This is a genomic window from Sulfitobacter sp. TCYB15 (genome assembly GCF_040435955.1).
Taxonomy (GTDB): domain Bacteria; phylum Pseudomonadota; class Alphaproteobacteria; order Rhodobacterales; family Rhodobacteraceae; genus Sulfitobacter; species Sulfitobacter pontiacus.
Genome location: NZ_CP159193.1, coordinates 862,998 through 887,370 on the forward strand (window position 1 = coordinate 862,998; position 24,373 = coordinate 887,370).

Annotated in this window: 24 protein-coding genes and 1 tRNA gene; 11 read left to right on the forward strand and 14 right to left on the reverse strand. The window is 62.0% G+C overall.

The genetic code is table 11. The annotated features are described in order from the left end of the window. The first annotated feature begins 36 nt into the window (after positions 1-36). Positions 37-1,980 (forward strand): AsmA family protein, encoded by a 1,944-nt coding sequence (locus ABM428_RS04130; RefSeq protein ID WP_132997143.1) that lies wholly within the window; start codon positions 37-39, stop codon positions 1,978-1,980. A gap of 169 nt (positions 1,981-2,149) precedes the next feature. Then, entirely contained in the window at positions 2,150-3,376 is a 1,227-nt protein-coding gene (gene trpB, locus ABM428_RS04135) for a tryptophan synthase subunit beta (protein ID WP_005851582.1), read from the forward strand. Between the two features lie 75 nt (positions 3,377-3,451). On the opposite strand, the gene ABM428_RS04140 is transcribed toward trpB, so the two are convergent. The 8 genes from ABM428_RS04140 to trpA all read right to left on the reverse strand — a co-directional run bounded on the left by ABM428_RS04140 (position 3,452) and on the right by trpA (position 10,515). Then, the gene (locus tag ABM428_RS04140) at positions 3,452-4,045 is read right to left on the reverse strand and encodes a DUF4893 domain-containing protein (RefSeq protein ID WP_005851584.1); all 594 of its coding nucleotides are present in this window, start codon (positions 4,043-4,045) and stop codon (positions 3,452-3,454) included. Continuing rightward, positions 4,045-4,434, reverse strand: coding sequence for a DUF2237 family protein (locus ABM428_RS04145; protein ID WP_132997142.1), 390 nt, complete (start codon positions 4,432-4,434; stop codon positions 4,045-4,047). The genes ABM428_RS04140 and ABM428_RS04145 overlap by 1 nt, the downstream gene beginning before the upstream one ends. Continuing rightward, positions 4,431-5,603: a serine hydrolase gene (locus tag ABM428_RS04150; RefSeq protein ID WP_132997141.1), complete on the reverse strand. Its 1,173-nt coding sequence runs from the start codon at positions 5,601-5,603 to the stop codon at positions 4,431-4,433. The genes ABM428_RS04145 and ABM428_RS04150 overlap by 4 nt, the downstream gene beginning before the upstream one ends. Positions 5,604-5,670: 67 nt before the next feature. Next, positions 5,671-6,705: a DUF2332 domain-containing protein gene (locus ABM428_RS04155; RefSeq protein ID WP_132997140.1), complete on the reverse strand. Its 1,035-nt coding sequence runs from the start codon at positions 6,703-6,705 to the stop codon at positions 5,671-5,673. Beyond that, positions 6,702-7,433 (reverse strand): aminoacyl-tRNA hydrolase, encoded by a 732-nt coding sequence (pth, locus tag ABM428_RS04160; protein ID WP_132997139.1) that lies wholly within the window; start codon positions 7,431-7,433, stop codon positions 6,702-6,704. Before pth ends, ABM428_RS04155 begins: the two co-directional genes overlap by 4 nt. A 152-nt stretch (positions 7,434-7,585) precedes the next feature. Beyond that, on the reverse strand, positions 7,586-8,233 hold the full coding sequence (locus ABM428_RS04165) for a 50S ribosomal protein L25/general stress protein Ctc (protein ID WP_005851594.1): 648 nt from the start codon (positions 8,231-8,233) through the stop codon (positions 7,586-7,588). 226 nt (positions 8,234-8,459) lie between these two features. Then, positions 8,460-9,626 carry an alpha-hydroxy acid oxidase gene (locus ABM428_RS04170; RefSeq protein WP_132997138.1) on the reverse strand — a complete coding sequence of 389 codons (1,167 nt, stop codon included), beginning with the start codon at positions 9,624-9,626 and terminating at the stop codon, positions 8,460-8,462. Between the two features lie 97 nt (positions 9,627-9,723). Beyond that, on the reverse strand, positions 9,724-10,515 hold the full coding sequence (gene trpA / locus ABM428_RS04175; protein WP_005851597.1) for a tryptophan synthase subunit alpha: 792 nt from the start codon (positions 10,513-10,515) through the stop codon (positions 9,724-9,726). Between the two features lie 177 nt (positions 10,516-10,692). On the opposite strand from trpA, the gene ABM428_RS04180 reads away from it, so the two are divergent. The 4 genes from ABM428_RS04180 to ABM428_RS04195 all read left to right on the forward strand — a co-directional run bounded on the left by ABM428_RS04180 (position 10,693) and on the right by ABM428_RS04195 (position 13,274). Continuing rightward, on the forward strand, positions 10,693-10,884 hold the full coding sequence (locus tag ABM428_RS04180; RefSeq protein WP_132997137.1) for a hypothetical protein: 192 nt from the start codon (positions 10,693-10,695) through the stop codon (positions 10,882-10,884). A 59-nt stretch (positions 10,885-10,943) separates the two neighbouring features. Continuing rightward, the gene (gene ychF, locus ABM428_RS04185; protein ID WP_005851601.1) at positions 10,944-12,041 is read left to right on the forward strand and encodes a redox-regulated ATPase YchF; all 1,098 of its coding nucleotides are present in this window, start codon (positions 10,944-10,946) and stop codon (positions 12,039-12,041) included. A 254-nt stretch (positions 12,042-12,295) separates the two neighbouring features. Then, positions 12,296-12,385 (forward strand) — tRNA-Ser (locus ABM428_RS04190). 181 nt (positions 12,386-12,566) lie between these two features. After that, positions 12,567-13,274: an SDR family oxidoreductase gene (locus ABM428_RS04195; RefSeq protein ID WP_132997136.1), complete on the forward strand. Its 708-nt coding sequence runs from the start codon at positions 12,567-12,569 to the stop codon at positions 13,272-13,274. A 107-nt stretch (positions 13,275-13,381) separates the two neighbouring features. On the opposite strand, the gene ABM428_RS04200 is transcribed toward ABM428_RS04195, so the two are convergent. Together ABM428_RS04200 and ABM428_RS04205 are read right to left on the reverse strand one after the other, a co-directional pair. After that, entirely contained in the window at positions 13,382-14,218 is an 837-nt protein-coding gene (locus tag ABM428_RS04200) for an NAD(P)-dependent oxidoreductase (protein ID WP_206338398.1), read from the reverse strand. A 102-nt stretch (positions 14,219-14,320) separates the two neighbouring features. After that, positions 14,321-15,523, reverse strand: a complete 1,203-nt coding sequence (locus ABM428_RS04205; RefSeq protein ID WP_005851607.1) for an FAD-binding oxidoreductase — start codon at positions 15,521-15,523, stop codon at positions 14,321-14,323. Between the two features lie 304 nt (positions 15,524-15,827). Here ABM428_RS04205 and ABM428_RS04210 point away from each other — a divergent pair, with 304 nt between their 5' ends. The 4 genes from ABM428_RS04210 to ABM428_RS04225 all read left to right on the forward strand — a co-directional run bounded on the left by ABM428_RS04210 (position 15,828) and on the right by ABM428_RS04225 (position 18,350). Continuing rightward, positions 15,828-16,370 (forward strand): sigma-70 family RNA polymerase sigma factor, encoded by a 543-nt coding sequence (locus tag ABM428_RS04210; protein ID WP_005851609.1) that lies wholly within the window; start codon positions 15,828-15,830, stop codon positions 16,368-16,370. Beyond that, positions 16,367-17,062, forward strand: a complete 696-nt coding sequence (locus ABM428_RS04215; protein WP_132997134.1) for an anti-sigma factor domain-containing protein — start codon at positions 16,367-16,369, stop codon at positions 17,060-17,062. The genes ABM428_RS04210 and ABM428_RS04215 overlap by 4 nt, the downstream gene beginning before the upstream one ends. Before the next feature lie 404 nt (positions 17,063-17,466). Further along, positions 17,467-17,961 (forward strand): peptide-methionine (R)-S-oxide reductase MsrB, encoded by a 495-nt coding sequence (msrB, locus tag ABM428_RS04220; protein WP_005851613.1) that lies wholly within the window; start codon positions 17,467-17,469, stop codon positions 17,959-17,961. Beyond that, positions 17,961-18,350, forward strand: a complete 390-nt coding sequence (locus tag ABM428_RS04225; protein WP_132997133.1) for a DoxX family protein — start codon at positions 17,961-17,963, stop codon at positions 18,348-18,350. Before msrB ends, ABM428_RS04225 begins: the two co-directional genes overlap by 1 nt. On the opposite strand, the gene hrpB is transcribed toward ABM428_RS04225, so the two are convergent. Beyond that, the gene (gene hrpB, locus ABM428_RS04230) at positions 18,324-20,738 is read right to left on the reverse strand and encodes an ATP-dependent helicase HrpB (protein ID WP_132997132.1); all 2,415 of its coding nucleotides are present in this window, start codon (positions 20,736-20,738) and stop codon (positions 18,324-18,326) included. The genes ABM428_RS04225 and hrpB overlap by 27 nt on opposite strands. Positions 20,739-20,848: 110 nt before the next feature. Between hrpB and meaB the strand changes: the two genes are divergently transcribed. After that, positions 20,849-21,820: a methylmalonyl Co-A mutase-associated GTPase MeaB gene (gene meaB / locus ABM428_RS04235; RefSeq protein WP_005851619.1), complete on the forward strand. Its 972-nt coding sequence runs from the start codon at positions 20,849-20,851 to the stop codon at positions 21,818-21,820. Here meaB and ABM428_RS04240 read toward each other — a convergent pair. The 3 genes from ABM428_RS04240 to fsa all read right to left on the reverse strand — a co-directional run bounded on the left by ABM428_RS04240 (position 21,817) and on the right by fsa (position 24,370). Next, on the reverse strand, positions 21,817-22,764 hold the full coding sequence (locus ABM428_RS04240) for a tyrosine recombinase XerC (protein WP_260004869.1): 948 nt from the start codon (positions 22,762-22,764) through the stop codon (positions 21,817-21,819). The genes meaB and ABM428_RS04240 overlap by 4 nt on opposite strands. Further along, entirely contained in the window at positions 22,761-23,468 is a 708-nt protein-coding gene (locus ABM428_RS04245) for a DUF484 family protein (protein ID WP_005851624.1), read from the reverse strand. The genes ABM428_RS04240 and ABM428_RS04245 overlap by 4 nt, the downstream gene beginning before the upstream one ends. A gap of 248 nt (positions 23,469-23,716) precedes the next feature. Further along, a complete protein-coding gene (fsa, locus tag ABM428_RS04250) occupies positions 23,717-24,370 on the reverse strand; it encodes a fructose-6-phosphate aldolase (RefSeq protein ID WP_009826101.1) in 654 nt (217 codons plus the stop codon). Between the last annotated feature and the right edge of the window lie 3 nt (positions 24,371-24,373).

Here is a 24,373-nt window from a genome sequence, read left to right on the forward strand (position 1 = left end):
CTGGGAAAGGCCCCGCATCAGGCAAGGAGACGGGCGATGAAGTGGATTATTCGGGCAATTGGCATACTGCTGCTGATTTTGGTGGTCGCGGTGGGGTCGCTGTTCTTGCTGCCCGCCGACCGTATTGCGCGAATCGCGGCGGACCAGCTGCGCAACCTGACAGGGCGCGAGGTCACGATCACGGGCGATGTGGGGCTGACCTTCTGGCCGGTGCTGGGGGTGACCGCAGGCGGGCTCGAGGTCGGGAATGCCGATTGGGCCAAGGATGGGGCGATGCTCTCGGCCGCCAATGCCGCCATCGGGGTTGATGCGATGGCGCTGATCCGGGGCGAGATCAAGATCACCAACATTGAAGCCCAAAGCCCCACCATCCGGCTGGAGCAACGCCGCGACGGGCGCGCCAGCTGGCAGTTCAGCGACGGCGGCGGCGAGGCAGCCATCGAGACCGCTCCGACCGCGCCTGCGCGCAGCCCGCGCCCGCTGACGATTCAGCGGCTCAATATCACCGACGCCACGTTGATCTATGATGCCGAGGGCAGCGATCTGGTGCGATTTGACGGTGTGGACCTGTCGCTCGACTGGCCCGAACGGGCGGGCGATGCGGTGATCAAGGCCGCCCTGCGCCCCGCGGCCGATCGCGTGTCGATCGAGGCGACGATCAACCGGTTTGACCAATTCCTGAACGGCGATATCCGCCCGCTGCGTGCCCGTGTGGACACCAAAGGCGGCGGCGTCTCGCTGACCGGACGGGCGGGGCTGGCTGGCGCTGTCGCGGGGGATCTCTGGCTCAAGACGTCGGACACGGGGCGTTTTCTGGCAGCGCTCGGGGTGGGGGACATCGCATTGCCGCAGGGCTTGGGAAAGACGGCGGATATCAACCTTGATCTGACCCTGACGCCCGACCGGCGCTTGGCCCTGCGCGAGGTGGTGGCCGATCTGGGCGGGAACGCCCTGACCGGCGCGGCGGATATCACGCTGAACGGCACGCCCAATGTGAACGCGCAGATCAACGTCGGCGCGCTGGACCTGACCGGCTTTGCAGGCAGCGCCCCCAATGGCACCGCGCCCGCGTCCAGCAGCCCCGCGCCTGCGTCCCCGACAGGGTGGTCGAAAGCACCGATTGATGCGTCCGCGCTATCCGCCTTCAACGGCGAGGTCGCACTGCGGGCAGATAGCATTGATCTGGGCACGCTGAGCTTGGGCGCGACGCGCGTATTGCTGCGCAACGACCGGTCGCGTCTGGTCGCCGAACTGCGCGAGATCAGGGCCTATGCCGGTGTGATCAGTGGCGAGTTCGTGGTCAACAACCGCAACGGCCTGTCGGTGGGCGGGGCGCTGAACGCGACCTCCATCGCCATGCAGCCTTTGCTGCAACAGACCGCAGGGCTGGGCCGGTTCCATGGTACGGGCGATGCAGAGGTATCTTTCCTCGGGTCCGGCGCATCGCTGGACGCGATCATGCGGTCGCTTAGCGGATCGGGCGCGGTGAATGTCGGGCGTGGGCATATCGAGGGGATCGACCTTGATGCGCTGATGGGCAATTTCGACGTCGAGGGTGGCACGACGGTCTTCGATTCCCTTGCCGCGACATTCGACATGGATCAAGGCGTGCTGCGCAACGACGACCTGCTGATGCAGCTGCCGAACTTTACCGCCACGGGCACAGGGCAGGTGGGGCTGGGGGCGCAAACGCTTGATTATACCGTCACGCCCAAGGCACTGCGGGTGAACGGCGATCGGGGGCTGGCCATTCCGGTGCGCATCTTCGGGCCGTGGGCCGCACCGCAGATCAAGCCGGATTTGCAGGCGGCGCTGGACATGAACTTTGCCAAGGAAAAGGAACAGGCCCGCCAAAAGCTGAACGAAAAGCTGGAGGAGGAACTGGGCGTATCGCGGCACGACGGGCAATCGGTCGAGGATGCGGTGAAACAAAAGGTAGAGGACGAGCTGCGGCGCGGGCTGTTCAAGCTCTTTGACTAGCTGCGCGCCACGCGGGCGGTGTATTTCTAAAACCTCAGTTTGGAAAATTGCAATTTTCCGTGGCGTTTTACGGGCGAGGGGCGGTACGGGCCCTTCGCCGCCTCCACCCCGTCTTTACCTGTCGCGGCGGGGGCGTTAAGGCTGGTCGCCAAGCGCAAGGAGCACCTCCATGGACAATGATCTTTTCAACTCTTTCATGACCGGACCTGACGAGAATGGCCGCTTTGGCGATTTTGGGGGGCGGTTTGTGTCGGAAACACTGATGCCGCTGATCCTCGAACTGGAAGCGGAATATGAAAAGGCCAAGACGGATGACAGCTTTTGGGCTGAGATGGACGACCTGTGGACCCACTATGTCGGTCGCCCCAGCCCGCTGTATTTCGCAGAGCGTCTGACCGAACATCTGGGCGGTGCCAAGGTTTACATGAAGCGCGACGAGCTGAACCACACCGGCGCGCATAAGATCAACAACGTGTTGGGCCAGATCATTCTGGCGCGGCGCATGGGCAAGAAACGGATCATCGCGGAAACCGGTGCGGGCCAGCACGGTGTGGCGACGGCCACCGTTTGTGCCAAGTTCGGTCTGCAATGCGTTGTCTATATGGGCGCGCATGATGTTGAACGTCAGGCCCCCAACGTCTTCCGCATGCGTCTGCTGGGGGCCGAAGTGATCCCCGTCACCTCGGGCCGTGGGACGCTGAAAGATGCGATGAACGACGCGTTGCGCGATTGGGTCACCAATGTGCGCGACACCTTCTATTGCATCGGCACGGTCGCAGGGCCGCACCCCTATCCGGCGATGGTCCGCGACTTTCAGGCGATCATCGGCAAGGAAGTGCGCGAACAGATGGACGCCGCCGAAGGCCGTCTGCCCGACACGCTGGTTGCCGCGATCGGTGGCGGGTCGAACGCGATGGGGCTGTTCTATCCGTTCCTTGATGACAAGGACGTCAATATCATCGGCGTCGAAGCTGGCGGCAAGGGCGTGAACGAAAAGATGGAGCATTGCGCGTCATTGACCGGTGGCCGCCCCGGCGTGCTGCACGGTAACCGTACCTACCTGTTGCAGGACGACGACGGTCAGATCCTCGAAGGGTTCTCTATCTCGGCCGGTCTGGATTACCCCGGTATCGGGCCTGAACATTCCTGGCTGCACGACATTGGCCGCGCACAATATGTGTCGATCACCGATAAAGAGGCGCTTGAGGCGTTCCAGCTGAGCTGCGCGCTTGAAGGGATCATTCCCGCGCTCGAACCCAGCCACGCGCTGGCGCATGTGATGAAGATCGCACCAGAGCTGCCCAAGGATCACATCATCTGCATGAACATGTGTGGGCGCGGCGACAAAGACATTTTCACCGTCGCCAAGGCGCTTGGTTTTGACATGAAGGTCTGAGGATCAGACGAAAGCTTAGACACTGACGATCACGAAGGGGGCGGCGCATCGCCCCCTTTTCTTTTGGCGCTGGCCCTATCGGGTCAGCTCTAGGATATCAAAGTCGCTTTCGACCACCGGCGCGGGAAACATCAGCCGCGCCCGCTGGTTGCTGACACGTTCGAACACCGCGACATCGGGTTGCAGGGTGCCATCTCCGGCAAAACCGGGTGGCAGGGCGTCGTAAGCGGGCGGCACCTCTCCCGCGACATAGCCAACGCCAGCATAGACCGCACGCCCGTCTCGCAGCGTGATGACCCCCGTGGTGCGCTGCGACCCGCTGAGCTTTTCAAACAGATACCCGTTACCCTGAAAGGTCAGGCGGCATTTGAACGGGCTATAGACCACCAGCGCGGGCAGGCCGCCCAGTTTCATCGTGCGGCAGGACCAATCGCCTGCCAGCCCCTCGTCAAAGGCAACTTGCGGCGTGCCGGACAAGGCGCGCGACAGGGCGGCCAGATCATCCGCGCTGCCGCTTTGGAACGCTTGCAGTAGGGCATCGCCCGCCGTTGCCTCGAACCGGTCGAGGCGAAGCTGCTCTTGCGGGCGCAGGGCGTCTTGGGCGATGGCTGGGGCGGCGCAGAGCACTGCGGTCAAGGCAGTAGTCAGGGCAGCAGTCAGGCGCAGCATCAGTCTGCCCCGCCGTTAGCGCGCAGGGCATGGGCCTGCAGGATGTTCAGCGGCACGATATCCAACGCGCGCTGATGGGTTGCCTCAAGATGCACCTTTGGCGCGCAGCCCTCGTCCGCCGCTTGCAAGAAACGCCCCGCACAAAGACACCACGGATCGCCCGCCGACAGTCCGGCAAAGCCGAATTCGGGGCGCGGTGTGCTGAGGTCGTTGCCGACATATTTGGAATAGGCCAGAAACTCGGCTGTCATGATCGCGCAGACCGTGTGGCTGCCCTGATCGGCGGCACAGGTGTTGCACGACCCGTCGCGGAAAAAGCCCGTGACGGGATCGCTGCCACAGACGGCCAGCGGGCCGCCCAGAATATTGATGCTTTCGTCAGGTGTCATGTGCCCCCCAAGGCTGCGCTGATCTGGCGGAAGATGGCGATGTTCTGATCGCTGACCCCGGCCTCGCGGAACTTGCGGTCGGCGGCATTGGTCGCGATCACCACCCCGTCAGCGCGGTTGATGTAGATATACTGACCATACACACCGCGGGCCATGAATTCACCCTCTGTCGCACCTTGGGGAATCCACCACTGATAGCCATAGCCGATCTGCCCCTCTGCCGTCGGGGCCGATGGCGCGGTAGAGGCGGCGACCCAGTCTGCCGGTACAATCTGCTGACCGTTGTAGCGACCGTTTTGCAGGAACATCTGCCCCATGCGGGCGTAATCGCGGGTCGTCAGGTTCAACCCGCCCAAGACAAAGGCGACACCCGCGCCGTCAGTCACGTAATAGGGCGCGTGCTCCAGCCCCATGGGGGTGATGATCTTTTCCGACAAAAGATCGGTGACGGACCGGCCTGTTGCCCCCCGAACGACCATGCCGATGACATGGGTATCGATCGACACATACTGCCACTGGCTGCCGGGCGTGGTGAACGTATCTTTCAGGCTTGCGGTGAAATCATCCAGCTCTCCGCCAAGGGCGAGGGCGCGGCCCATCTTGTTGATGTCGGAATCCGGGTCGAGGTAATCTTCGTCGAAGGTAACCCCGCTGGCCATGTTAAGCACGTTGCGCAGTGTCGCCCCGTCATAGGCGGTGCCTTTCAGCTTGGGCGCATAGGTCGTGACGGGGTCGTCAAGCGATGCAATCGCCCCTTCGTCCAGCAGGATACCCACAAGGGCGGAAAGGTAGCTTTTGGCGACAGACCAGCTGATCCGCAGATCATCGGGCTGGGTGCCTTTAAAGTAGTTCTCATAGACAATCTGACCGTCTTTCAGCACCACCAAGGCGGTCACATCCCGCGCTTTGATCCAGTCGTTGACCGGGGCCGAGGGGGCGTATTCGGCTCCATAAGACAGCTCTGCCGTGGGGCCATCACCGCGCGACAGGGGTTTGGACAGGAAGGCGTCGTCCATATGGCTGAAGTTATGCACGATCTTGTCTTCGGCAAAGAGCGAGTTCACCGCCAGCAGCCGCGTGATCTCTTCGCGCTTCCACAGGCCGACAACGACCACAGCCACCACTAGAGCCAGTAAAATACGGCCCAGCCATTTCCCGAATGTGCGCATGAAATCCTCCCTGATATGCGGGGATACCCAAGCACGAAGGCTGCGGTGGTGCCAGATAAACTTGGCGTCAGCCGGTGTAGGTCCAATCGATCCAGCGACCGTGGAAATCGACCCGCGCCAAGGGCAGGGTGATGTCACCGGGCCAGAGCCTGAGCGTCAGCGCGGCCCCCTTTAGGCCCGATCCGTCCTGCTCCATCGACAGCCATGCCAGCGGGCGGTTGCGCGTGGCGCGTTTGCCAGCAGCCTCGATCAACGCCTTGCCACGGGCCTGTGCCGCTTTGGGGAAATACTGCCACGCGACGGTGTGCTGGATCAGGTGCAGGCACCCTTCGGGGGATTGAGGCAGGGTGCGCGCCAGCCAGTCAATCGCATCGCCGCGTTGCACCTGCGCCGTCATGACAGAGGCCGCGGTCCGCGTCAGTGTCAGGCGTTCGGGTTGGTCCGCCCAGATATAGGACATCAGCCGCAACAGGTGGTCGGGCCGCGTCGGGTCCAGCGGGTTCAGATCAACGCCGCGACGTTTTTCGACCTGCGGGTTGATCGCCGGTGGCAGTTTGCCGGTCCAGTCAGGCGACAGCAGGATTGTGGACATGTTCGACCCGAAGCGATGCCCCTCGATCTCGAGCACGAAGTGGTCCCACATCAGGTTGAGCCCGCCGCTGGCCCCAAGTTCGGACAGGCGGATCGGCAGATTGAAATGCTGCGCCGCGACGCGGGCCCCGGCGATCAACGCGGCAGAGCGGCGGACCTCGTTCGTTTGCGGCGCGCTGTCGGTCCAATCAAGCAAGAAGGCTTCATGCGTGGTGATCGCGTCGCGCACGGCCTCTGACAGGGCTTGGTCGCTCGCCTTGTGCGGGGGGTAAACGGCCATCAGCGCAGGCGCTTTGCGTTTCAACACCAGCGCATGCAGCCCGCCCGCGATGCGCAGGGGAAGGGACGCGCCCGACGGGCCGATATCCCCTTCGAGCGCTGCAAATTTACGGCCAAGGGCTGTGTCGGCAGGCCAGTCTCGTGACAGCACGCCCATCAACTGCCCCATGAAGGGAGACCCGAGTGCGATGCAATGCCCGGCTTGCTCTTCAAAGGCGGCTTGCAGTGTCACTTGAACCGGTCCAGCAGCTTTTGCATGGCGCTACGGTCGTCGGTCTGGGGGGCAGGCTCTGCCTTGGGCTGCGTTGGGGCCGGCTGCGCGGGCTTTGGCGCAGGGGCTTGAGCTTTGGCCGCAGTGCCCGCGGGTTTCTTGGTGCCCGTGCCGGATCGTGGCGGGGCAACACGCAAGGCCACGGCGTTCATGAACTTGGCCGTATCGCCGCGCGCCAGGTCCGCAGCACCGTCGCTGATCCCGTGCAATACGTCGTCCAGCCAGTCTTGCTCTGCCTTGGCAAAATCGCGCAGGACATAGCCCGGTACGGCGTCCTTATGCCCCGGATGGCCTACGCCAAGGCGCACACGGTCATAGTCGGGACCGATATGCGCATGGATCGACCGCAAGCCATTGTGCCCCGCATGCCCGCCGCCGGTCTTGCATTTTACCTTGCCGGGGGCGAGGTCGATTTCGTCGTGCAGAACGATCACATCTGCCGGTTCAAGCTTGTGAAACCGCATGGCCGATTGCACCGACTGACCAGAGTTGTTCATGAATGTCTCGGGCTTGAGCAAGACCACGCGGTCCGCGCCAAAACGCCCTTCGACCGTTCGCCCGTTGTGCTTGGTCTTCCATCCGGCAAAGCCGTGGTCCTGCGCGATGCGGTCCAGCGCCATAAAGCCGATGTTATGCCGGTTGCCCGCGTATTTGGCACCCGGATTGCCAAGCCCTACGATCAGTTTCATGCGGACCCCTTTGAATGGATAAAAACGTTTGTTTGGCCAAGGATAGCAGACCGCGGGGCCAAACGAAATAACGCCCCAACGAAAAACGGGGCCGCCCATGGCGACCCCGTCTCGACCCATCCGCGCCCGCAGGCGCGACGGATATATCAGTATCAGTCTTCTTTGACTTCTGTTGCGGGCACTTCGTCTGCTGCAACATCTTCGTCTTCATCATCGTCCTGGCTGGCCAGACCGGAAGGCGCGGAAATCTGCGCGATCACGAAGTCACGGTCGATGACCGGCTTGGTGCCGTTTGGCAGCTTCACGCTCGAGATGGTCAGGCTGTCGCCGATTTCCAGCTCGGAAACGTCGATTGTGATGTGATCAGGGATATCGCCTGCGGTCACAACCAGTTCAACTTCGGGACGTACCAGCGTCAGAACGCCACCTTTTTTCAGGCCGGGGCTGACTTCTTCGCCTTCGACTTCAACCTGGATGAAGAGGTTGATTTTGGTGGTGCGCTTCAAACGCATCAGGTCGACGTGCGTTGGCAGGTCTTTAACAACGTGACGCTGAACGTCGCGGCAGATGACGCGGACGTCTTCTTGGCCTTCAACCTTGAGGTTGAACAGGGTCGCCTTGAAGCGGCCTGCGCGCAGTTTGGTCAGCAGCTTGTTAAAGTCCAGGTTGATCGGCAGCGGATCAAGGTCACCACCGAATACGATACCAGGAACCATGCCATCGCGGCGTGCCTGACGAGCGGCGCCCTTGCCTGTCCCCGTGCGTTCGAAAGCTTCAAGATCAGGAATCTCTCCAGCCATTGTAATCTCCAATATGTTTAGGGCGGACATCCTCCAAGGCTGTATGTCCGCGTGAAGCCGCGCGTATAGACGGGTTTGGGCGTTTGGGAAAGACTAAAACGCCGCTTTTGCGCAAGTTGGCTTTGGTTTGCGACCTATGCGGGGCGGGGCAGGGGCTGCGCGCAGGGTTTTCGCCCGCCCTGACATATCAGCCAAGGCGGGCGTATCATGCGAAGAAGGCGCAGCCTCAGGGCTGCCAGTCGCCTTCAAAACCTTTTGGAATAAGCAGGTTATGCTTGCCCAAACCCGCGACAGAGGTTTCACCACAAAGCGCCATGGACAGGTCGAGCTCCTTGTGGATGACCTCAAGCGCCGAGGTAACCCCGGCCTGACCCATCGCGCCAAGCCCGTAGATGAAGGCGCGCCCGATATAGGTGCCTTTGGCCCCCATCGCCATCGCCTTGAGCACGTCCTGACCGGACCTGATTCCACTGTCCAGATGGACTTCGATCTGGTCGCCCACGGCCTCCAGGATCGACGGCAGTGCCCGGATAGAGCTGATCGCCCCGTCCAGCTGGCGCCCGCCGTGGTTGCTGACGATGATCGCATCCGCCCCGACTTTCAGCGCCATCCGCGCATCGTCAGCGTCAAGAATACCCTTGAGGATGACCTTGCCGCCCCATTGCTCTTTCAGCTTGGCGATCTTGCTCCAGTCGAGGGTGGGGTCGAATTGCTCTGCCGTCCATGCGCCGAGGTTGGCTGTGTCGTCGACGCCGTGCACATGGCCCACGATATTGCCAAAGCTGCGCCGCTTGGCCCCCATCATGCCGATGCCCCAGCTCCATTTGGTTGCCAGATTGGCGAGCGTTTTGGCGGTCAGCTTGGGTGGGGCAGACAGGCCGTTCTTCAGATCCTTGTGGCGCTGGCCAAGGATTTGCAGATCAAGCGTGATGACAAGGGCCGAGCATTTTGCATCCTTGGCGCGCTGGATCAGCCGCGCGACATAGTCTTCGTCGCGCATGGTATAAAGCTGGAACCAGAAGGGTTTCGTCGTCGCCTCTGCCACATCCTCGATCGAATTGATGGACATGGTCGACAGGGTGAAGGGCACGCCAAAGGCTTCGGCGGCGCGAGCGGCTTTGATCTCTCCGTCAGCGTGCTGCATGCCGGTCAGGCCGACTGGGGCAAGCGCCACAGGCATCGCCACATCCTGCCCGATCATCTGCGTTTTGGTGCTGCGCCCGCTCATATCCACGGCGACGCGCTGGCGCAGGCGGATCTGTTCAAAATCGGTCGTGTTCTCGCGAAAGGTCTGCTCTGTCCAGCTGCCCGATTCCGCGTAGTCATAGAACATCCGCGGCACGCGGCGTTCATGCAGGCGCTTGAGGTCGTCGATGGTGGTGATCACGGGCATGGTGGCAAGTTCCTATGTATTGGTCAGATGATCTAACCAATACGGCCCGTTGAAATCAATTGCTTTACGCCACGACATCGGACGTCGGGCGGGGCGCTTAGGCCCGATGCGCACCATCCGATAGGGTTTTGACAAAGCTCAGCACGTCTTCGACAGGCAGCCCATCCGCGATTTTCGACACGATGGCAGAGCCGACAACAACCCCATCAGCAACGCTTGCAATGGCTTCGGCCTTGGCGGGGGTGTTCACACCGAACCCCACAATCACGGGCAGGCCGCTGGCGTTCTGGATGCGCTCAACCTCGGGGGCGACATCGCCCGCATCCGCTTCGGCAGAGCCGGTGATGCCGGTGATCGACACGTAATACACAAAGCCCGAGGTGTTCTGCACGACCCGCGGCAGGCGTTTGTCATCGGTCGTAGGGGTCGCAAGGCGGATAAAGTTCATACCGGCGGCTTGCGCGGGCAGGCACAGCTCGGCGTCTTCTTCCGGTGGCAGGTCCACGACGATCAGCCCGTCCACGCCGGCCTTCTTGGCGGCCTCAAGGAATGTATCCACGCCTTTGGAATAGATCGGGTTGTAATAGCCCATCAGCACGATCGGGGTCGTGTCATCCTGTTCGCGGAACGCCGCGGCAAGCGCCAGCGTCTTGTCCAGCGTCATCCCGCCTTCAAGCGCGCGCTGTCCCGCTAGCTGAATGGCAGAGCCATCGGCCATCGGATCGGTAAACGGCAGCCCCAGTTCGATAATATCGACGCCCGCGCCAGGCAGGCCGCGCACCACCTCGAGCGACGTGTCAAAGTCGGGATCGCCTGCCATCACATAGGCGACAAAGGCTTTCTTGCCTTGGGATTTGAGGTCAGCGAATTTGGCGTCGATACGTGTCATGAGGGCGGCCTTTTTACGTTACCCTGCTGCAATGCCGAATATATCACGGGAAATCAATCCAACTCCGCCGGTGGGCTTGGGCGATTTTCCGAAAAACAGGTGCCAAGGGCGTTGGATTTATGCAGGTGTGCATCACATAGTCCTTTAAATCCCGCCGCCGGTGCCTACATTTATCGCATGAATTATGTACTCGCCCTGCTGTTGCCGCCGCTTTCCATCCTGCTGACAGGACGGATCTTCACGGCGATTATCGTCTTCCTGATCTGGATTCCGGCCGTGATCTTTTCGGGCGGGTTGACCCATCCGATGTTCATCGTGCTCGCATGGATCCTGATTTACCAGACGCACGAGGAGCGACGCCTGCGCTAAGACTTGCGCAAAGGCGGCCAAAACCCTAGGACAACGCCAACTTATAAAGGATGCTTGTCATGGGCTTTAAGATGGGAATCGTGGGTCTGCCGAATGTCGGCAAGTCGACCCTCTTCAACGCGCTGACCAAAACAGCGGCAGCGCAGGCGGCCAATTTTCCGTTCTGCACAATCGAACCGAACGTCGGTGAAGTCGCGGTGCCGGATTCGCGCCTTGATAAACTCGCCGCGATTGCGGGCTCCAAGCAGATTATCCCGACGCGGATGACCTTTGTGGATATCGCAGGCTTGGTCAAAGGCGCATCCAAAGGCGAAGGCCTCGGCAACCAGTTCCTGGCCAATATCCGCGAGACGGACGCGATCGCCCATGTGCTGCGCTGCTTTGAGGACGGCGATGTGACCCACGTTGAAGGGCGCGTGGACCCCGTGGCCGACGCCGAGACCATCGATACAGAACTGATGCTTGCCGATCTGGAAAGCATCGAAAAACGGCGCGCCGGTCTGGTCCGCAAGATCAAGGGCAACGATAAGGACGCAGCGCAGCAAGACCGCCTGTTGGCCGCCGCGCAAGAAGCCATCGAAAACGGCAAACCCGCGCGCACCGTCGAGGTTGACGCGGATGACGCAAAAGCCTGGCGCATGTTGCAATTGCTGACGACCAAGCCCGTGCTTTATGTCTGCAACGTCGGTGAATCCGAAGCGGCCGAGGGCAATGCCCTTTCTGCCAAAGTCGCGGAAATGGCCGCGGCGCAGGGCAATAGCCATGTCGTGATCTCTGCCCAGATCGAGGAAGAAATCAGCCAGCTGGAGCCCGAAGAGGCCAGCATGTTCCTGGACGAGATGGGGCTAGAGGAAGCCGGGCTTGATCGGTTGATCCGCGCGGGCTACGAGCTGCTGCACCTTGAGACATACTTCACCGTCGGCCCGAAAGAGGCCCGCGCCTGGACGATCAAGGCTGGCACCTCTGCGCCGAAAGCCGCTGGCGTAATCCACGGTGATTTTGAAAAAGGCTTCATCCGCGCCGAAACCATCGCCTATGACGATTTCGTGGCCTTGGGCGGTGAAGGCCCCGCCAAGGAAGCTGGCAAGATGCGCGCCGAGGGCAAAAGCTACACCGTTAAAGACGGCGACGTGCTGCACTTCCTGTTCAACACCTGATCCAATCCGGCGGGCCGCTTTCCAGGCGGCCCGCCGATCTGGCGCGTGAGCGGCACCTCCCGCTGCCATCGCGCCACTTCTCTGCCCGCCTCCCCCCTCGGCCCACGGATGCCCCCGGCCAGCGCCGCGCGCATAGCGCCGCAAGCCGTATCCCGCCCCCGATATCCTCCGCTATCCCCGCGATCCCGACATTCCCGGTATTTTCTGAGATTACCGCTTGTGCCCCATGCGTTTTCTTGGATATACGCGTCGACGGAGACGTGGCCGAGTGGTCGAAGGCGCTCCCCTGCTAAGGGAGTAGGCCCGGAAGGGTCTCGAGGGTTCGAATCCCTTCGTCTCCGCCATACACCTCGACATTTTCTACATACTTGATCAGGTGTTGCGCGGCCCGAGATGGGGCGCGACGTTGCGCTTGGCTTTCCCCTCCGACAGTTTCGCCGCCACCCGCCTTTTGCAAACCTTGCGCCCATGCTTTCGCGAGGAAAGGAGGTGGGGTAGAGGGGGTGTAATACTCAGGAGCGGATCATGGAATTAAAGAACAAGCGTATCATCGTCACTGGTGGCAGTGATGGTATTGGGCGGCATATTTGCCTTAAACTCGCGGCGGTAGGGACGCGTCTGGCCATTCTGGGGCGCGATGCTGACCGGCTGGCTGCGGTAGAGGCTGAATGTATCGCCGCTGGAGCCAGCGAAGCGATCGGCATTGCGTGTGATATCCAGAACCCGGATGCGATCAGCGGGGCGGTGGAGCAGGTGACAGCCGCATTTGGCGGGCTGGATATTCTGATCAACAATGCGGGCATCTGGCACAAAACCGGTCCGCTGGATGAGATCCCGCCGCAGCTTTTGCAGGCGACCGTGCAGACCAACCTGACGGGCTTGATGCAGATCACGCAAGCCGCCATTCCGGCGCTGCGGGCGAATGAGGAAGGGATCATTCTGAATGTCGTCTCCAAGTCCGGCGTCGTCGCGCAGGCCGGGCAATCTGTCTATACCGCCACGAAATACGGGGTGCGTGGCTTTACCGAGGTGCTGAAGGCGGACGAGGAAAACACCGGCGTGCGCGTGGGCGGAGTTTACCAGTCGGGGACGAACACGGGGATGTTCTCGAAGGCGGGGGAGGATGTGCCCAACCATATCTTTACCGAGCCCGACGATCTGGCGGATGTGGTAGTCTTTGTGCTCTCGCGGCCGCCAAAACTGTGGATCCACGATATCCGCATCGAATTGTGAGCCGCGGGCGCGCCTGTCGCGCCTGCTGGCAAGACGGGTGCCGTCCCAAACATCGCGTCACGTGAAACATGGGGGCGGGGGTAAAGCCCCGCCCCGCCCTCAAGGCATCAGTTGGTTTTCTTGTCGTTGACGATGTTCATCGACGCCACGCCGCTCTCGCCGAGGTCGACCGCGGCAAAGGGGCCACCGTGGTGCATTTGGCCGGGGTCTTTCAGATCGACCGGTGGTGCTTCGGCAAGGATCTTCTCGGCGAACTGCTCTGCGTTGTCTTTCGGGCGATAGCCGAGGAAGGACGCTTTGGCATTGTCCACCGGCGCGCGGTCGTTGTTGGACACGCCGTAGACCACGCTGAAGCCGACCGATGGCGTATCGATGGCGCGGGTGACCAGCTGGATCAGATCGTCATAGGACAGCCACGATCCCAAGGCGCGGGTGTTGTTGACCTGCGCGCAGCTGAGGATGCGCAGGCACACGGCCTCTAGCCCGCGTTTGTCCCAATACATGGACGCAAGGTCTTCGCTAAAGCATTTGGCGAGGCCGTAGAATGTATCGGGCTTGTGGGGCGCGTCGATGCCGATGAAGTCGGATTTCTTGTGCATGCCCACGGCGTGGATGGAGGACGCATAGACGACCCGTTGAAGCCCGTGCTGATAGGCGGCTTCCCACACGTTGTAGGATCCGACGAAATTCGGCCCCAGCAGTTCCTCGAAGGGTTTTTCGTCGACGATGGCGCCGAAGTGGACAACCATATCGGCACCCTCCAGCAGCGGCGCGATCTGGTCATAGACGGCGACATCGGCCTTGGCGTAGCTTTCGCCTTCATAGAGCTTGCCGATGTCATCGACGATGTCGGTGCTGACCAGTTCTTGGCACATTTGGGACAGGGGTTCACGCAGGTAGGACCCAAGCCGCCCTGCGGCCCCCGTCAGAACCAGTTTCTTCATCATGTCGTTTTCCTTCCACTATCGTTTTGCGAGGCCAAGCAAGGCTGCGCGCCCGCACAAAGGGGTGTTGCCTGGCATGGGTATGTCATCGGGGCAGGGGGATCAAATCACCGCCTTTTCAATCAGCGATTGGTTTTCCTCGATCCGGCGGTAGGCGTAGGGGCTTAGGTCCAACGTGCGGTATGCGCCATAGGCGATCCATTCAGCGATGCCACGGCCAAGGGCGGGTGCCTGTTGCAGCCCGTGACCGGAAAACCCGTTCAGGCACAGAAAATTCTCGACCACACTGTGCGGCCCGACAATCGCGTTCTGGTCCAGCGTGTTGTAATCGTAGTGCCCGACCCATTCGTTGATCACCTTGACCTGATCGAACTGCGGGACGCGGGTGGCGATGGCGGGCCACACCTTGTCTTCCCAAAGGCTGTGGTCAAAGGCAAAGTCATCATAGGCGACCGCAGGATCTTCGCGCGGGGGGCAGCCCGCCATGTAGTATTTCCCTTCGGTCCTGAAATGCACGCCGGACGGGTCGATTGTCAGCGGCAGGTCGCGGTCCAGCGGTTTGGCGGCATCGAACACAAAGGTATAGCGTTTGCGCGGCTCGACCGGGAGGGTGATGCCGGCCATGCCCGCCGTCGCGGCCGCCCGCGGGCCAGAGGCGTTGACCACCGTCCCGCAGGCCACCGTTGCGCCGGATTTCAGCGTGACATGGGTGACGGATGTGCCATCGGCGGCTTTGGTCATCGCGGTCACTTCGTCGTGCAGGTATTCCACTCCGTTGCGGCGGGCCATGCGCTTGAACCAGTCAAACATGGTGCCGCCGTCGAAATATCCTTCATCCACACGGTTGTGGTTGGCGGCAATGATGTCATCAAGCTGATAGAACGGGTAAGCGGCGGCGACCTCGGCGGCGGTCATGTGCTGCGTGCCCGCCCCCAGTGCCACCTGTATCTGCTGGTTCTGTTGCAGCGTCTGCGCAAACTCTGGCGTGTCCGCGAGGTAGAGATAGCCAAAACTCTGCAACGCCAGATGCGGCACCTCTGGATCATCGCCCATAAACCGGCGGAAGTTCTTGATAAACTCGGCCCCGAACTGCGACACCTTCACGTTGATGGCCGAGCTGAACTGCTGGCGGATGCAACTGTTGGTATGGCTGGTGGCGGCGTATTCATAGGTGGGGTCACGTTCGACCACCAGAACCTTGCCGTCAAAACCGGCCATCTGGGTTAGCCACCATGCGACCGACGATCCAAAGATCGCGCCACCGATAATGACAACGTCATAGGTGCTGTGATTGGGCTGCGGCATCGCGATACTCCTTCCACATATGGGCCACATAGGGGCCTGACAGACGGGATGCCGTGCAGCGGTGTACAACAGGGCAGCCCTGCCACGACTAAACGCGCAACACCGGCCCCCGTCCATAGCTTGTGAACGCGGGGGCCATTTCCGCGCCCGCTTGCCGCCCGATATATTACCCATTGGCCAACGCGATGCGCCTGGGTTACACAAAGTTGTCCAATGACAACGCTTTGCTGGACAAATGTAGTGAGTGCCGTAGGTTTCGGTGTAACGCTGGAAACCCGTTCAGGTGGAGAAAAGGCCCGTGCAAATGGACCGACAAGAAATCGAAAACTTGATTGCCCGTGTCGCGTTGAAAGACCGCGCGGCGTTTGACCAGCTCTATGATCGTGTTTCTGCGAAACTTTTCGGGGTTTGTCTGCGTGTGTTGAACAAACGCGCCGCAGCAGAGGACGCCATGCAAGACAGTTTCGTCAAAATCTGGAACAATGCCGATAAGTATAATGCCAATGGCCTAAGCCCGATGACGTGGCTGATCACCATTGCGCGAAATACCTCTATCGACCGTCTGCGGGCCCGCAAAAAAGGCCATCAGGACGTGAATACGCCCGGTTTTGAACTTGTCTCCCCCGGACCCACGCCCGAACAATACGCCGTTGCCTCGTCAGAGGCGTCGCGCCTGTCGGGCTGTCTTGATACGCTGGAAGAAGACCGTGGCAAAGCCATTCGGGGTGCCTATCTGGATGGCGAGACCTATTCCGATCTGGCTGAACGCTTTGGCGTGCCGCTGAATACGATGCGAACCTGGCTGCGCCGTGGCCTGATCGCCCTGCGGGAGTGTATGAGCCAATGACCCAAACGCCCGAAACACCCCATGATGATGATCTTCTGGCCGCCGAAATGGTGCTGGGCCTGTCGTCTGACGACGATATGATCGCAGCGCGTCGCCGTGTCGCGACTGAACGTGATTTCGCGGACCGCGTTGTGTTCTGGCAGGAACGCCTGACCGCCATGACCGACGGGATCGATCCCGTCTCGCCGCCCGCGCGCGTGAAGAAAAAGCTGATGGCGCAGGTCTTCCCCAAGCAGCGGGTTTCGATCCTGCAACGTTTGTGGCTCTGGCAGGGGGTGGCGATGGCATCGCTGCTGTTTGCGGGCTACCTTGGTGTGCAACTGCTTGAGATCAACACACGTCCGGGCGGCGATCAACCGACCGTTCTGGCCGCACAGCTGGTCAGCGACACCAGCCCGTTGCAAGTGTTGGCCGTGGTCGAACCGATCAAGCACGAGATCGCGCTGCGCCGCGTTTCGGGCTCGGCGAACGAGGGGCGTGTGCTAGAACTTTGGGCGATCCTGCCCGATCAGGCTCCGGTTTCCTTGGGCGTTCTGCCCGACAGCGAGACGACGCGGATTCTTGTTCCGGCAGAGCTGCGCAGCCAGGCGGCACAGATCACGCTGGCGATTTCGGATGAACCCGTCGGCGGCTCGCCCACGGGGGCGCCTACGGGCGATGTCCTGGCCGCAGGGGCTATGTCTGAACTGTAATCCGGGTTTTATCGGGTTCGCTGACTTTTTACGCAAATGCTTCGCCCGCTTTCATGTGGGCGAAGTCTTTGTTTCTTAATGGTATTTGAGAAAGTTTAATAAAAACTGCGGTTTTTTGCGTTTTCGGTGAAACTTCTCGTTTTCTACTTCCGTGTATTTCCACAACTCAGGCCGACACTGGTTGCAAGCCCATGTCGCTGAGGGACCGTGCCGTGTTTTTGGCGCGGTTTGGTAACGAGTTTGTTGGAGTGGAACCATGCATTCCGCCAACGGGTTTATCCAGTATCGGCACCTCGCGTGCCTTGTAACGAGTACCGCCGGATGTCAGCGCCACGCGCGACGTCCGGCGGCCCTTTCAACAGACATCCAATCTATCCGAAGTACCGCAACCTTAAGGGGGCATTATGAAACGCCGGAATTTCCTGAAATGCACAACGATGACGATGGCGGCCTTGCCGTTTGGCGTAGGCGCGGCGGCGCAGGCCGGGACCGTGGCACAGGGCGACTTTGAAGTCAGCCGCACCCCTGCCGAATGGCGCGCGCAACTGGGCGATGACGCATATGCCGTCCTGCGCGAGGGGGATACCGAACGCGCATTTACCAGCCCGCTGAACGATGAGGTCCGCAAAGGCGTGTTTCATTGCAAGGGTTGTGATCAGGCGCTTTATAGCTCCGAGACCAAGTTCAAAAGCGGCACCGGCTGGCCAAGCTTCTTCGCCCCGCTGGACGATGCTGTCGAAACCATGCCGGACAAGGGGTTCTTTACCACGCGGACCGAGGTGCATTGCGACCGCTGCGGCGGCCATCTGGGCCATGTGTTCGATGATGGTCCTGCACCCACGGGCAAACGCCACTGTATTAACGGGTTGGCGATGACCTTTACGCCCGCCGCCGCCTGATGCAGCGGGTTGAGAGAGTTGCGATTTACACGGGCCGCCTGCTTTTGGCGGCCCTTTTCGTCGCGGGATTTGTACAAAAGCTGGTCGATCCTGCAGCGGCGCAGGGTTTGCTGTCGGATCGCGGATTGCCCGTGTTCCTCGTCTGGCCCGCGATGCTGTTCAACGGCGTGGCGGCGATCAGCCTGATCTTCGGTCTCTGGCTCGCCCCCATGAGCGCAGCACTCGCGCTTTATTGCATGGCAACGAGCATTTTTCACTTCATACCTGATGACCCGTGGCAAATGTCGATCTTTGTCAAGAACTGGGCGATTGCGGGCGGATTACTGGTACTCGCAGGGCACGCTGCGCGACATCGCGGGGCTTCAGGTGCCGCGGGGTTTGGCCCGTAGCGTCGGATCGGCCTGCGTCGGGTCTTCGGGCCAAGGGTGGCGCGGATAGCGGGCGCGCATGTCCTTGCGCACATCGGCATAGGATCCGGCCCAGAACCCCGGCAGATCGGTGGTCACCTGCACGGGTCGCTGCGCGGGGGACAGCAGCGTGATCTGCAAGGGCTGCCCTGCGATCATGGGGTGACGGGTGGTGCCAAAGAGCTCTTGCAGACGCAGGGCGATCTGGGGCTGCGTTTCGCTATAATCAATTGCGATCTTGCGCCCCAGCGGCGTGGTGAATTGCGCAGGCGCGGCACGATCAAGCGCTTGCTGATCGTCCCAGCTAAGCCGCGCGGTCAGGGCAGGCAGCAGGTCAAACGCCTTCCAGTCGGCGGTGCTGCGGACACCTGCCAGATGACCGGGCAACCAATCCTCCAAGGTCTCAAGCAGGTGATCCTCGCTGAAATCGGGGAAATCATCGCCCATCAGCCGCGCCCGCGCCAGAAACAGCGCCGCCGCTTTGCCGGGCATCAGTCCCAGCTGCCGCACCCCGTCGAGCATGGCCTGCGCGATGTCTTCGGCAGGGGCGTCGGACCACGCCCTGTCGTCCAGCACTAATGCACCAAAACGTTCCTGCTGCCGCGCCAGCACGCGGCCCTCGCGGCGGGACCAGACGCAGAGTTTATGCCATCCGATCTGATCCGCGAAGCTTCCCCGCAGGTCGCTGTCGGAGAGGCGCACAGCTTGGCGAATGCGTGCTTCTCGCGGGTCACCGTCAAGATCGGTCGCCACCAGCAAACGTTCCCCCGCCAGCGGATCGCTCTCGGACAGGATCGCGCCTTTGCCGCCCGACATAACGTATCGCGGCGCGTCGCCCTTGCGCCTCAGCGCCACCCTGTCGGGGTAGGCAAGGGCCGCCAGCACCCCCAGCGTATCGGGGCAGTCACCGGTTTGCCCTCTGGCCAGCCGTTTGGCGTCTTGCTTGATGCGTGAAAGGGCAGCGTGGTTGACCTCGGCAGGGACGCTCTTGCCCGCGACCGCATCAAGCCGCAGCGCCAAATCGACAGAGCCGCCGCGCAAGGGGTCACGCTCCGACAGGATCGCGGCCAGCGTCGGGGCGTTGCGCCCGCCTTTGGCGACCATATGCGCCAGACGGGGATGCAGCGGCATCTTCGCCAAGCTGCGGCCATGCTCTGTGATCCGACCCGTCGAATCCAGCGCCCCCAGCATGTGCAGCACGGCCTGCGCTTCTGCCAGACGGCCTGCATGAGGCGGGGTCACGAACTTCAGGTCATCGGCCTGTGCCCCCCAGACTGCCAGCTCTAACGCGAAGGCGCATAGATCGCCGGCCTCGATCTCGGCGGGGGGGTAGGCGGCCAGAGCGCCTTCCTCGCCGCGGGTCCAGAGTTTGAACGCGGCCCCTTCCGACACACGCCCGGCACGGCCCGCGCGCTGCGTCGCTTCGGCGCGGGTTACGCGGTCGGTGATCAGCCGCGACATGCCAGAGGACGGATCGAACTGCGCCCGTCGCGCGCGGCCCCCGTCCACCACGATCTGCACCCCTTCGATGGTTAGCGAGGTTTCCGCGATAGAAGTCGCGAGCACGACCTTGCGGCCTGTTTTGGCCGGTGCAATCGCAGCGCGCTGCGCTTTGAAGTCCATCGCTCCGAACAGCGGGGCGAGCGTGCAATCGGCGGGCAGCCGTCCCGCCAGCGCGCTTTCGACCCGTCGGATTTCACCTTCGCCGGGCAGGAACACCAGCGCCGATCCGGGGGCGGTATCCAGCGCGTGTAACACCAGATCAGCGACTGCCTGCTCGAACCGTTGTTTGCCTACGGGCCGGTCCAGCCAATGGGGTGTCACCGGAAAGCTGCGCCCTTCGGAGGTGACCACCGGTGCCTGCATCAGTGCGGCGACGGGGGCGGCGTCCAGCGTGGCGGACATGGCGACGATCAACAGGTCATCGCGCAGCGCTTCGGCCACCTCCAGGCAAAGCGCGAGGCCCAGATCCGCGTTCAGGGATCTTTCGTGGAATTCGTCAAAGATCACCGCGCCGACACCGGGCAGGTCGGGGTCGTCTTGCAGCATGCGGGTCAGAATGCCCTCGGTCACGACCTCGATACGGGTGGATTTGCTGACGGCGCTGGCACCGCGGACGCGAAAGCCCACGGTGTGCCCCGGTTCTTCGCCCAAGGTCGCAGCCATGCGTTCGGCGGCCGCACGCGCGGCAAGGCGGCGCGGTTCCAGCATCAGGATGCGGCCGTTGGTCAGCCCCGCGTCCAACATCGCCAGCGGCACGCGCGTGGTCTTGCCCGCACCGGGGGGCGCTTGCAGCACAACACGGCCCTGGTCGCGCAGCGCGTCGATCACCTGCGGCATCACGTCATCAATGGGAAGGGTAAAAGCCATACGCGTGGTTATGGGCGAAACCCGGCGCGGGGCCAAGACCCGGCCTGCGGTCTGGACATTTGCGCCGCCGGGATCGAAACATGGGCCAAAGGGCGTGAGGGGCAGGACCTATGAACATCGACGATCTGGCAAAGGGTATCGCAGCAGGGGAGCGCCGCGCGCTGGCGCGGGGGATCACCTTGATCGAATCCGGTCGCGAGGATCACCGTGCGCAGGCGACAGAGCTGCTTGCCGCGCTGCCCAAGGGGCGCGAGGCGCTGCGGATCGGGTTGTCGGGGACGCCGGGTGTGGGGAAATCCACCTTTATCGAAAGCTTCGGCATGATGCTGATCGGGCGCGGGCTCAAGGTCGCGGTGCTGGCGATTGATCCGTCCTCTTCGCGTTCGGGCGGGTCGATCTTGGGGGATAAGACGCGGATGGACCTCTTGTCGCGCGAACGCGATGCTTTCATCCGCCCGTCGCCCAGCCAGACACATCTGGGCGGCGTGGCCCGCCGCACCCGCGAGGCTGTGACCCTGTGCGAGGCCGCAGGTTTTGACGTGGTGCTGATCGAGACGGTCGGCGTCGGCCAGTCAGAGACGGTGGTGGCAGAGATGTCCGATGTTTTCATGCTGTTGCTGGCACCTGCGGGCGGGGACGAGCTGCAAGGCGTCAAGCGCGGCATTATGGAAATGGCGGATATCATCGTGATCAACAAAGCCGATGGGGATCTGAAACCCGCCGCGTCGCGGACCTGTGCCGATTACGCCGGTGCCCTGCGGTTGCTGCGCAAACGGCCACAAGACCCCAAGGGGTTTCCCAAGGCGATGATGGTGTCAGCGCTGGAGGAAAACGGGCTGGACGAGGCATGGGCAGAGGTAGAGGCGCTGACCGAATGGCGCCGCGCCGAAGGGTTCTGGCAACATGCCCGTGCCGCACAAGCCCGCTATTGGTTTGAACAGGCGGTGAAGCAGGCGTTGCTTGCGCAGTTGGAAAAGCCCAAGGCCAAGGCCGCGTTGACCGAGCTTAGCGATCGTGTGGCACAGGGGCTGGCGGACCCCACCAAAGCCGCGCAGGATTTCGTCACCCAGCTGGACCGTTAACTGCCGCCGCCCGCCTTGGGGTGGGCGCGGTTATAGACATCCATCAGACGCGCGGTATCGACAGCCGTATAGGCCTGCGTGGTCGAGAGCGAGGCATGGCCCAAAAGCTCTTGGATCGCACGCAGATCGCCCCCCGCATCCAGCAGATGCGTGGCAAAGCTGTGGCGCAGTGCGTGGGGTGTGGCGCTGGCAGGCAGGCCAAGCTGCATCCGTGCATCCGCCATCACCTGCGATATCGCCCGCGCCGCCAAAGGCCCGCCGCGCATTGCGCGAAACAGCGGCGCATCCCGTTCCTTCCCAAAGGGGCAGACGCGCAGATAGGCATCCACGGCATCGCGCGCCGCAGGGAGCACGGGCACCACCCGTTCCTTACCGCCCTTGCCGATGATACGCAGCACCTCGGGCAGGGGCGCGTCGGCTCCCTTGAGGCCAAGCGCTTCGGATATCCGCAGCCCGCACCCCCACAGCAGGGTCAGAACCGCCACATCCCGCGCGGCGACCCAGGCGTGACGCGACTGCATTTCCACGCTGTCGATCATCGCCTGAGCGGCATCAATCGCCAAGGGGCGGGGCAGCTTTTTGGGAAACTTCGGCGATCTGGTCGACAGCACGGCGGTAGGCTCGAACCCCTCGCGCTCTGCCAGCCAGCGATAGAACGCCTTGACCGCCGACAGCTTGCGCGCCATCGACCGTGGCCCGACATCCCCGCTGCGGGTCTGCGCCATCCAGGCGCGCATGTCCGAGATGGTGATCTTTGACAGCGCGCCCAAGCCTTGGCTGTCGCCCTTGTGCAGCGTCATAAACGCAAGGAAATCGACCAGATCCCCCTGATAGGCGGTGATCGTGTTCTCGGCAGCCCCTTTCAGGGCGCGTTGATGGTCCAGCCAGCTTTGCAGGGCGTCCCGCGCGGCGGGGCTGATCAAAAGCGCGTTTGCCCCGCTCAAGACAGCCAGCGGCGCATCGTCCGCTCGAACACGCCAGCGAAGAAGCCCAGCAGATCGGTGCCCTGTTGCGGGCTGAACATATGCGGGTCTTCGGAGCCAAGGATCAGCAGGCCCGGCAAACGCCCCGCGCCAAAGTTCAGTTTCAGGCAGGCTTCCGACCGGATCCAATCCGCCGCGCCGCCGTAGATATGTTCGGGGCTGTGCTGCACACCGCGCAGGGTCACCTGACGCACCGTACCGCCGCGCCCGTGCGACAGGTAGTCGTCAATAAAACCCGGTTCGGCGACGTTCAGCACATCGCCCAAGCGCTTGATCGCGGGATCGTCGTCATTCTCGGCAGATTCCAGCACCAGCCGCACAGCGTCGACCCGCAGGATATCGGCAACCTCGCCCCCGAGATCCTTGAGGAAGGGTTCGAAGTCTACAGGGTCAAGCATGCGCAGGATCGCGCGGTGGATCTGGTTGGTCCCCGCAAGGTTTTCATAAGCCGCGGCGATCACGTTGCGGTGCGTGTCCTCAAGCCGGTCCAGACGTGTTTCCAGCCGGTCCATGGCGATGCCGCGCAGATCGACAATATTGCCCCCCATCGCGCGTTCATTCGCGGCGATCAGGGCCTGCATCACGTCGTTGTCGTCAAGAATGACGTCGGGCTGTGAAATAATCGCTTCCCGAAGGGAATCTTCGATCTTGTGGTTACTGCTCATGCGGGTCTCTTTTTGTATTTGGCACTGACATAGCATGCGCGTCAGGCTAAATCTGCTTTTTTCTTTTGGCGTATGGCTGCTTTTTCGGCGTCAAACCGCCCGCTCGCCGCGCATGGACGGGTCAGAGGCAGGGCGAGGCTGGTGCGGTTTTCTGCGAGGGCACGGGCCAGCGAAGGGCACATGCAGATCGTGGTGGGCACGCGCAGCCTGCGACGCGCGTGCCCCTTTGTCGTCGCCTTAAGGCGAGATCAGAGGATGTTCTGACCTGTCTTTGCCCAATCGGCCATGAAGGTCTCGAGCCCCTTGTCGGTCAGCGGGTGCGCGGCCAGCTTCTTGATCACTTCTGGCGGGGCGGTCATGACATCAGCACCGATACGCGCGGCATCCAGCACGTGGTTCACGGTACGGATCGACGCGGCGAGGATTTCAGTCTCGAACCCGTAGTTGTCATAGATCGTGCGGATGTCCTGGATCAGGTCCATACCGTCAAGGTTGATATCATCCAGACGCCCGATGAATGGCGAGATGAACGTGGCACCGGCCTTGGCGGCGATCAATGCCTGGTTCGCCGAGAAGCAGAGCGTGACGTTGACCATCTTGCCTTCGTCCGACAGCACTTTACAGGCTTTCAGACCGTCCCATGTCAGGGGCAGCTTCACGGTGATGTTTTCCGCGATCTCGGCTAGTTTGCGGCCTTCGGCGATCATGTCGTCCGCTTTGGTCGCGACAACTTCGGCAGAGACAGGGCCGTCGACCAGATCACAGATCTCTTTCGTGACTTCCAGAATGTTGCGGCCGGATTTCAGGATCAGCGACGGGTTTGTTGTTACCCCGTCTACCATGCCCAGATCGTTCAGCTCGGCGATGGCATCGATTTCGGCGGTATCTACGAAGAATTTCATGTT

What these genes read in the sequence shown, in the direction of transcription:
- ABM428_RS04145 (WP_132997142.1), bottom strand. Translation starts at nt 4,434, where the DNA reads ATGACACCTGACGAAAGCATCAATATTCTGGGCGGCCCGCTGGCCGTC.
- ABM428_RS04150 (WP_132997141.1), bottom strand. Translation starts at nt 5,603, where the DNA reads ATGCGCACATTCGGGAAATGGCTGGGCCGTATTTTACTGGCTCTAGTG.
- ABM428_RS04180 (WP_132997137.1), top strand. Translation starts at nt 10,693, where the DNA reads ATGAATTATGTACTCGCCCTGCTGTTGCCGCCGCTTTCCATCCTGCTG.
- ABM428_RS04245 (WP_005851624.1), bottom strand. Translation starts at nt 23,468, where the DNA reads ATGAGCAGTAACCACAAGATCGAAGATTCCCTTCGGGAAGCGATTATT.
- meaB (WP_005851619.1), top strand. Translation starts at nt 20,849, where the DNA reads ATGAACATCGACGATCTGGCAAAGGGTATCGCAGCAGGGGAGCGCCGC.
- fsa (WP_009826101.1), bottom strand. Translation starts at nt 24,370, where the DNA reads ATGAAATTCTTCGTAGATACCGCCGAAATCGATGCCATCGCCGAGCTG.
- trpA (WP_005851597.1), bottom strand. Translation starts at nt 10,515, where the DNA reads ATGACACGTATCGACGCCAAATTCGCTGACCTCAAATCCCAAGGCAAG.
- ABM428_RS04210 (WP_005851609.1), top strand. Translation starts at nt 15,828, where the DNA reads ATGGACCGACAAGAAATCGAAAACTTGATTGCCCGTGTCGCGTTGAAA.
- ABM428_RS04195 (WP_132997136.1), top strand. Translation starts at nt 12,567, where the DNA reads ATGGAATTAAAGAACAAGCGTATCATCGTCACTGGTGGCAGTGATGGT.
- ABM428_RS04215 (WP_132997134.1), top strand. Translation starts at nt 16,367, where the DNA reads ATGACCCAAACGCCCGAAACACCCCATGATGATGATCTTCTGGCCGCC.
- trpB (WP_005851582.1), top strand. Translation starts at nt 2,150, where the DNA reads ATGGACAATGATCTTTTCAACTCTTTCATGACCGGACCTGACGAGAAT.
- ABM428_RS04130 (WP_132997143.1), top strand. Translation starts at nt 37, where the DNA reads ATGAAGTGGATTATTCGGGCAATTGGCATACTGCTGCTGATTTTGGTG.
- pth (WP_132997139.1), bottom strand. Translation starts at nt 7,433, where the DNA reads ATGAAACTGATCGTAGGGCTTGGCAATCCGGGTGCCAAATACGCGGGC.
- ABM428_RS04225 (WP_132997133.1), top strand. Translation starts at nt 17,961, where the DNA reads ATGCAGCGGGTTGAGAGAGTTGCGATTTACACGGGCCGCCTGCTTTTG.
- ABM428_RS04205 (WP_005851607.1), bottom strand. Translation starts at nt 15,523, where the DNA reads ATGCCGCAGCCCAATCACAGCACCTATGACGTTGTCATTATCGGTGGC.
- ABM428_RS04140 (WP_005851584.1), bottom strand. Translation starts at nt 4,045, where the DNA reads ATGCTGCGCCTGACTGCTGCCCTGACTACTGCCTTGACCGCAGTGCTC.
- ABM428_RS04200 (WP_206338398.1), bottom strand. Translation starts at nt 14,218, where the DNA reads ATGAAGAAACTGGTTCTGACGGGGGCCGCAGGGCGGCTTGGGTCCTAC.
- hrpB (WP_132997132.1), bottom strand. Translation starts at nt 20,738, where the DNA reads ATGGCTTTTACCCTTCCCATTGATGACGTGATGCCGCAGGTGATCGAC.
- msrB (WP_005851613.1), top strand. Translation starts at nt 17,467, where the DNA reads ATGAAACGCCGGAATTTCCTGAAATGCACAACGATGACGATGGCGGCC.
- ABM428_RS04170 (WP_132997138.1), bottom strand. Translation starts at nt 9,626, where the DNA reads ATGCCCGTGATCACCACCATCGACGACCTCAAGCGCCTGCATGAACGC.
- ychF (WP_005851601.1), top strand. Translation starts at nt 10,944, where the DNA reads ATGGGCTTTAAGATGGGAATCGTGGGTCTGCCGAATGTCGGCAAGTCG.
- ABM428_RS04165 (WP_005851594.1), bottom strand. Translation starts at nt 8,233, where the DNA reads ATGGCTGGAGAGATTCCTGATCTTGAAGCTTTCGAACGCACGGGGACA.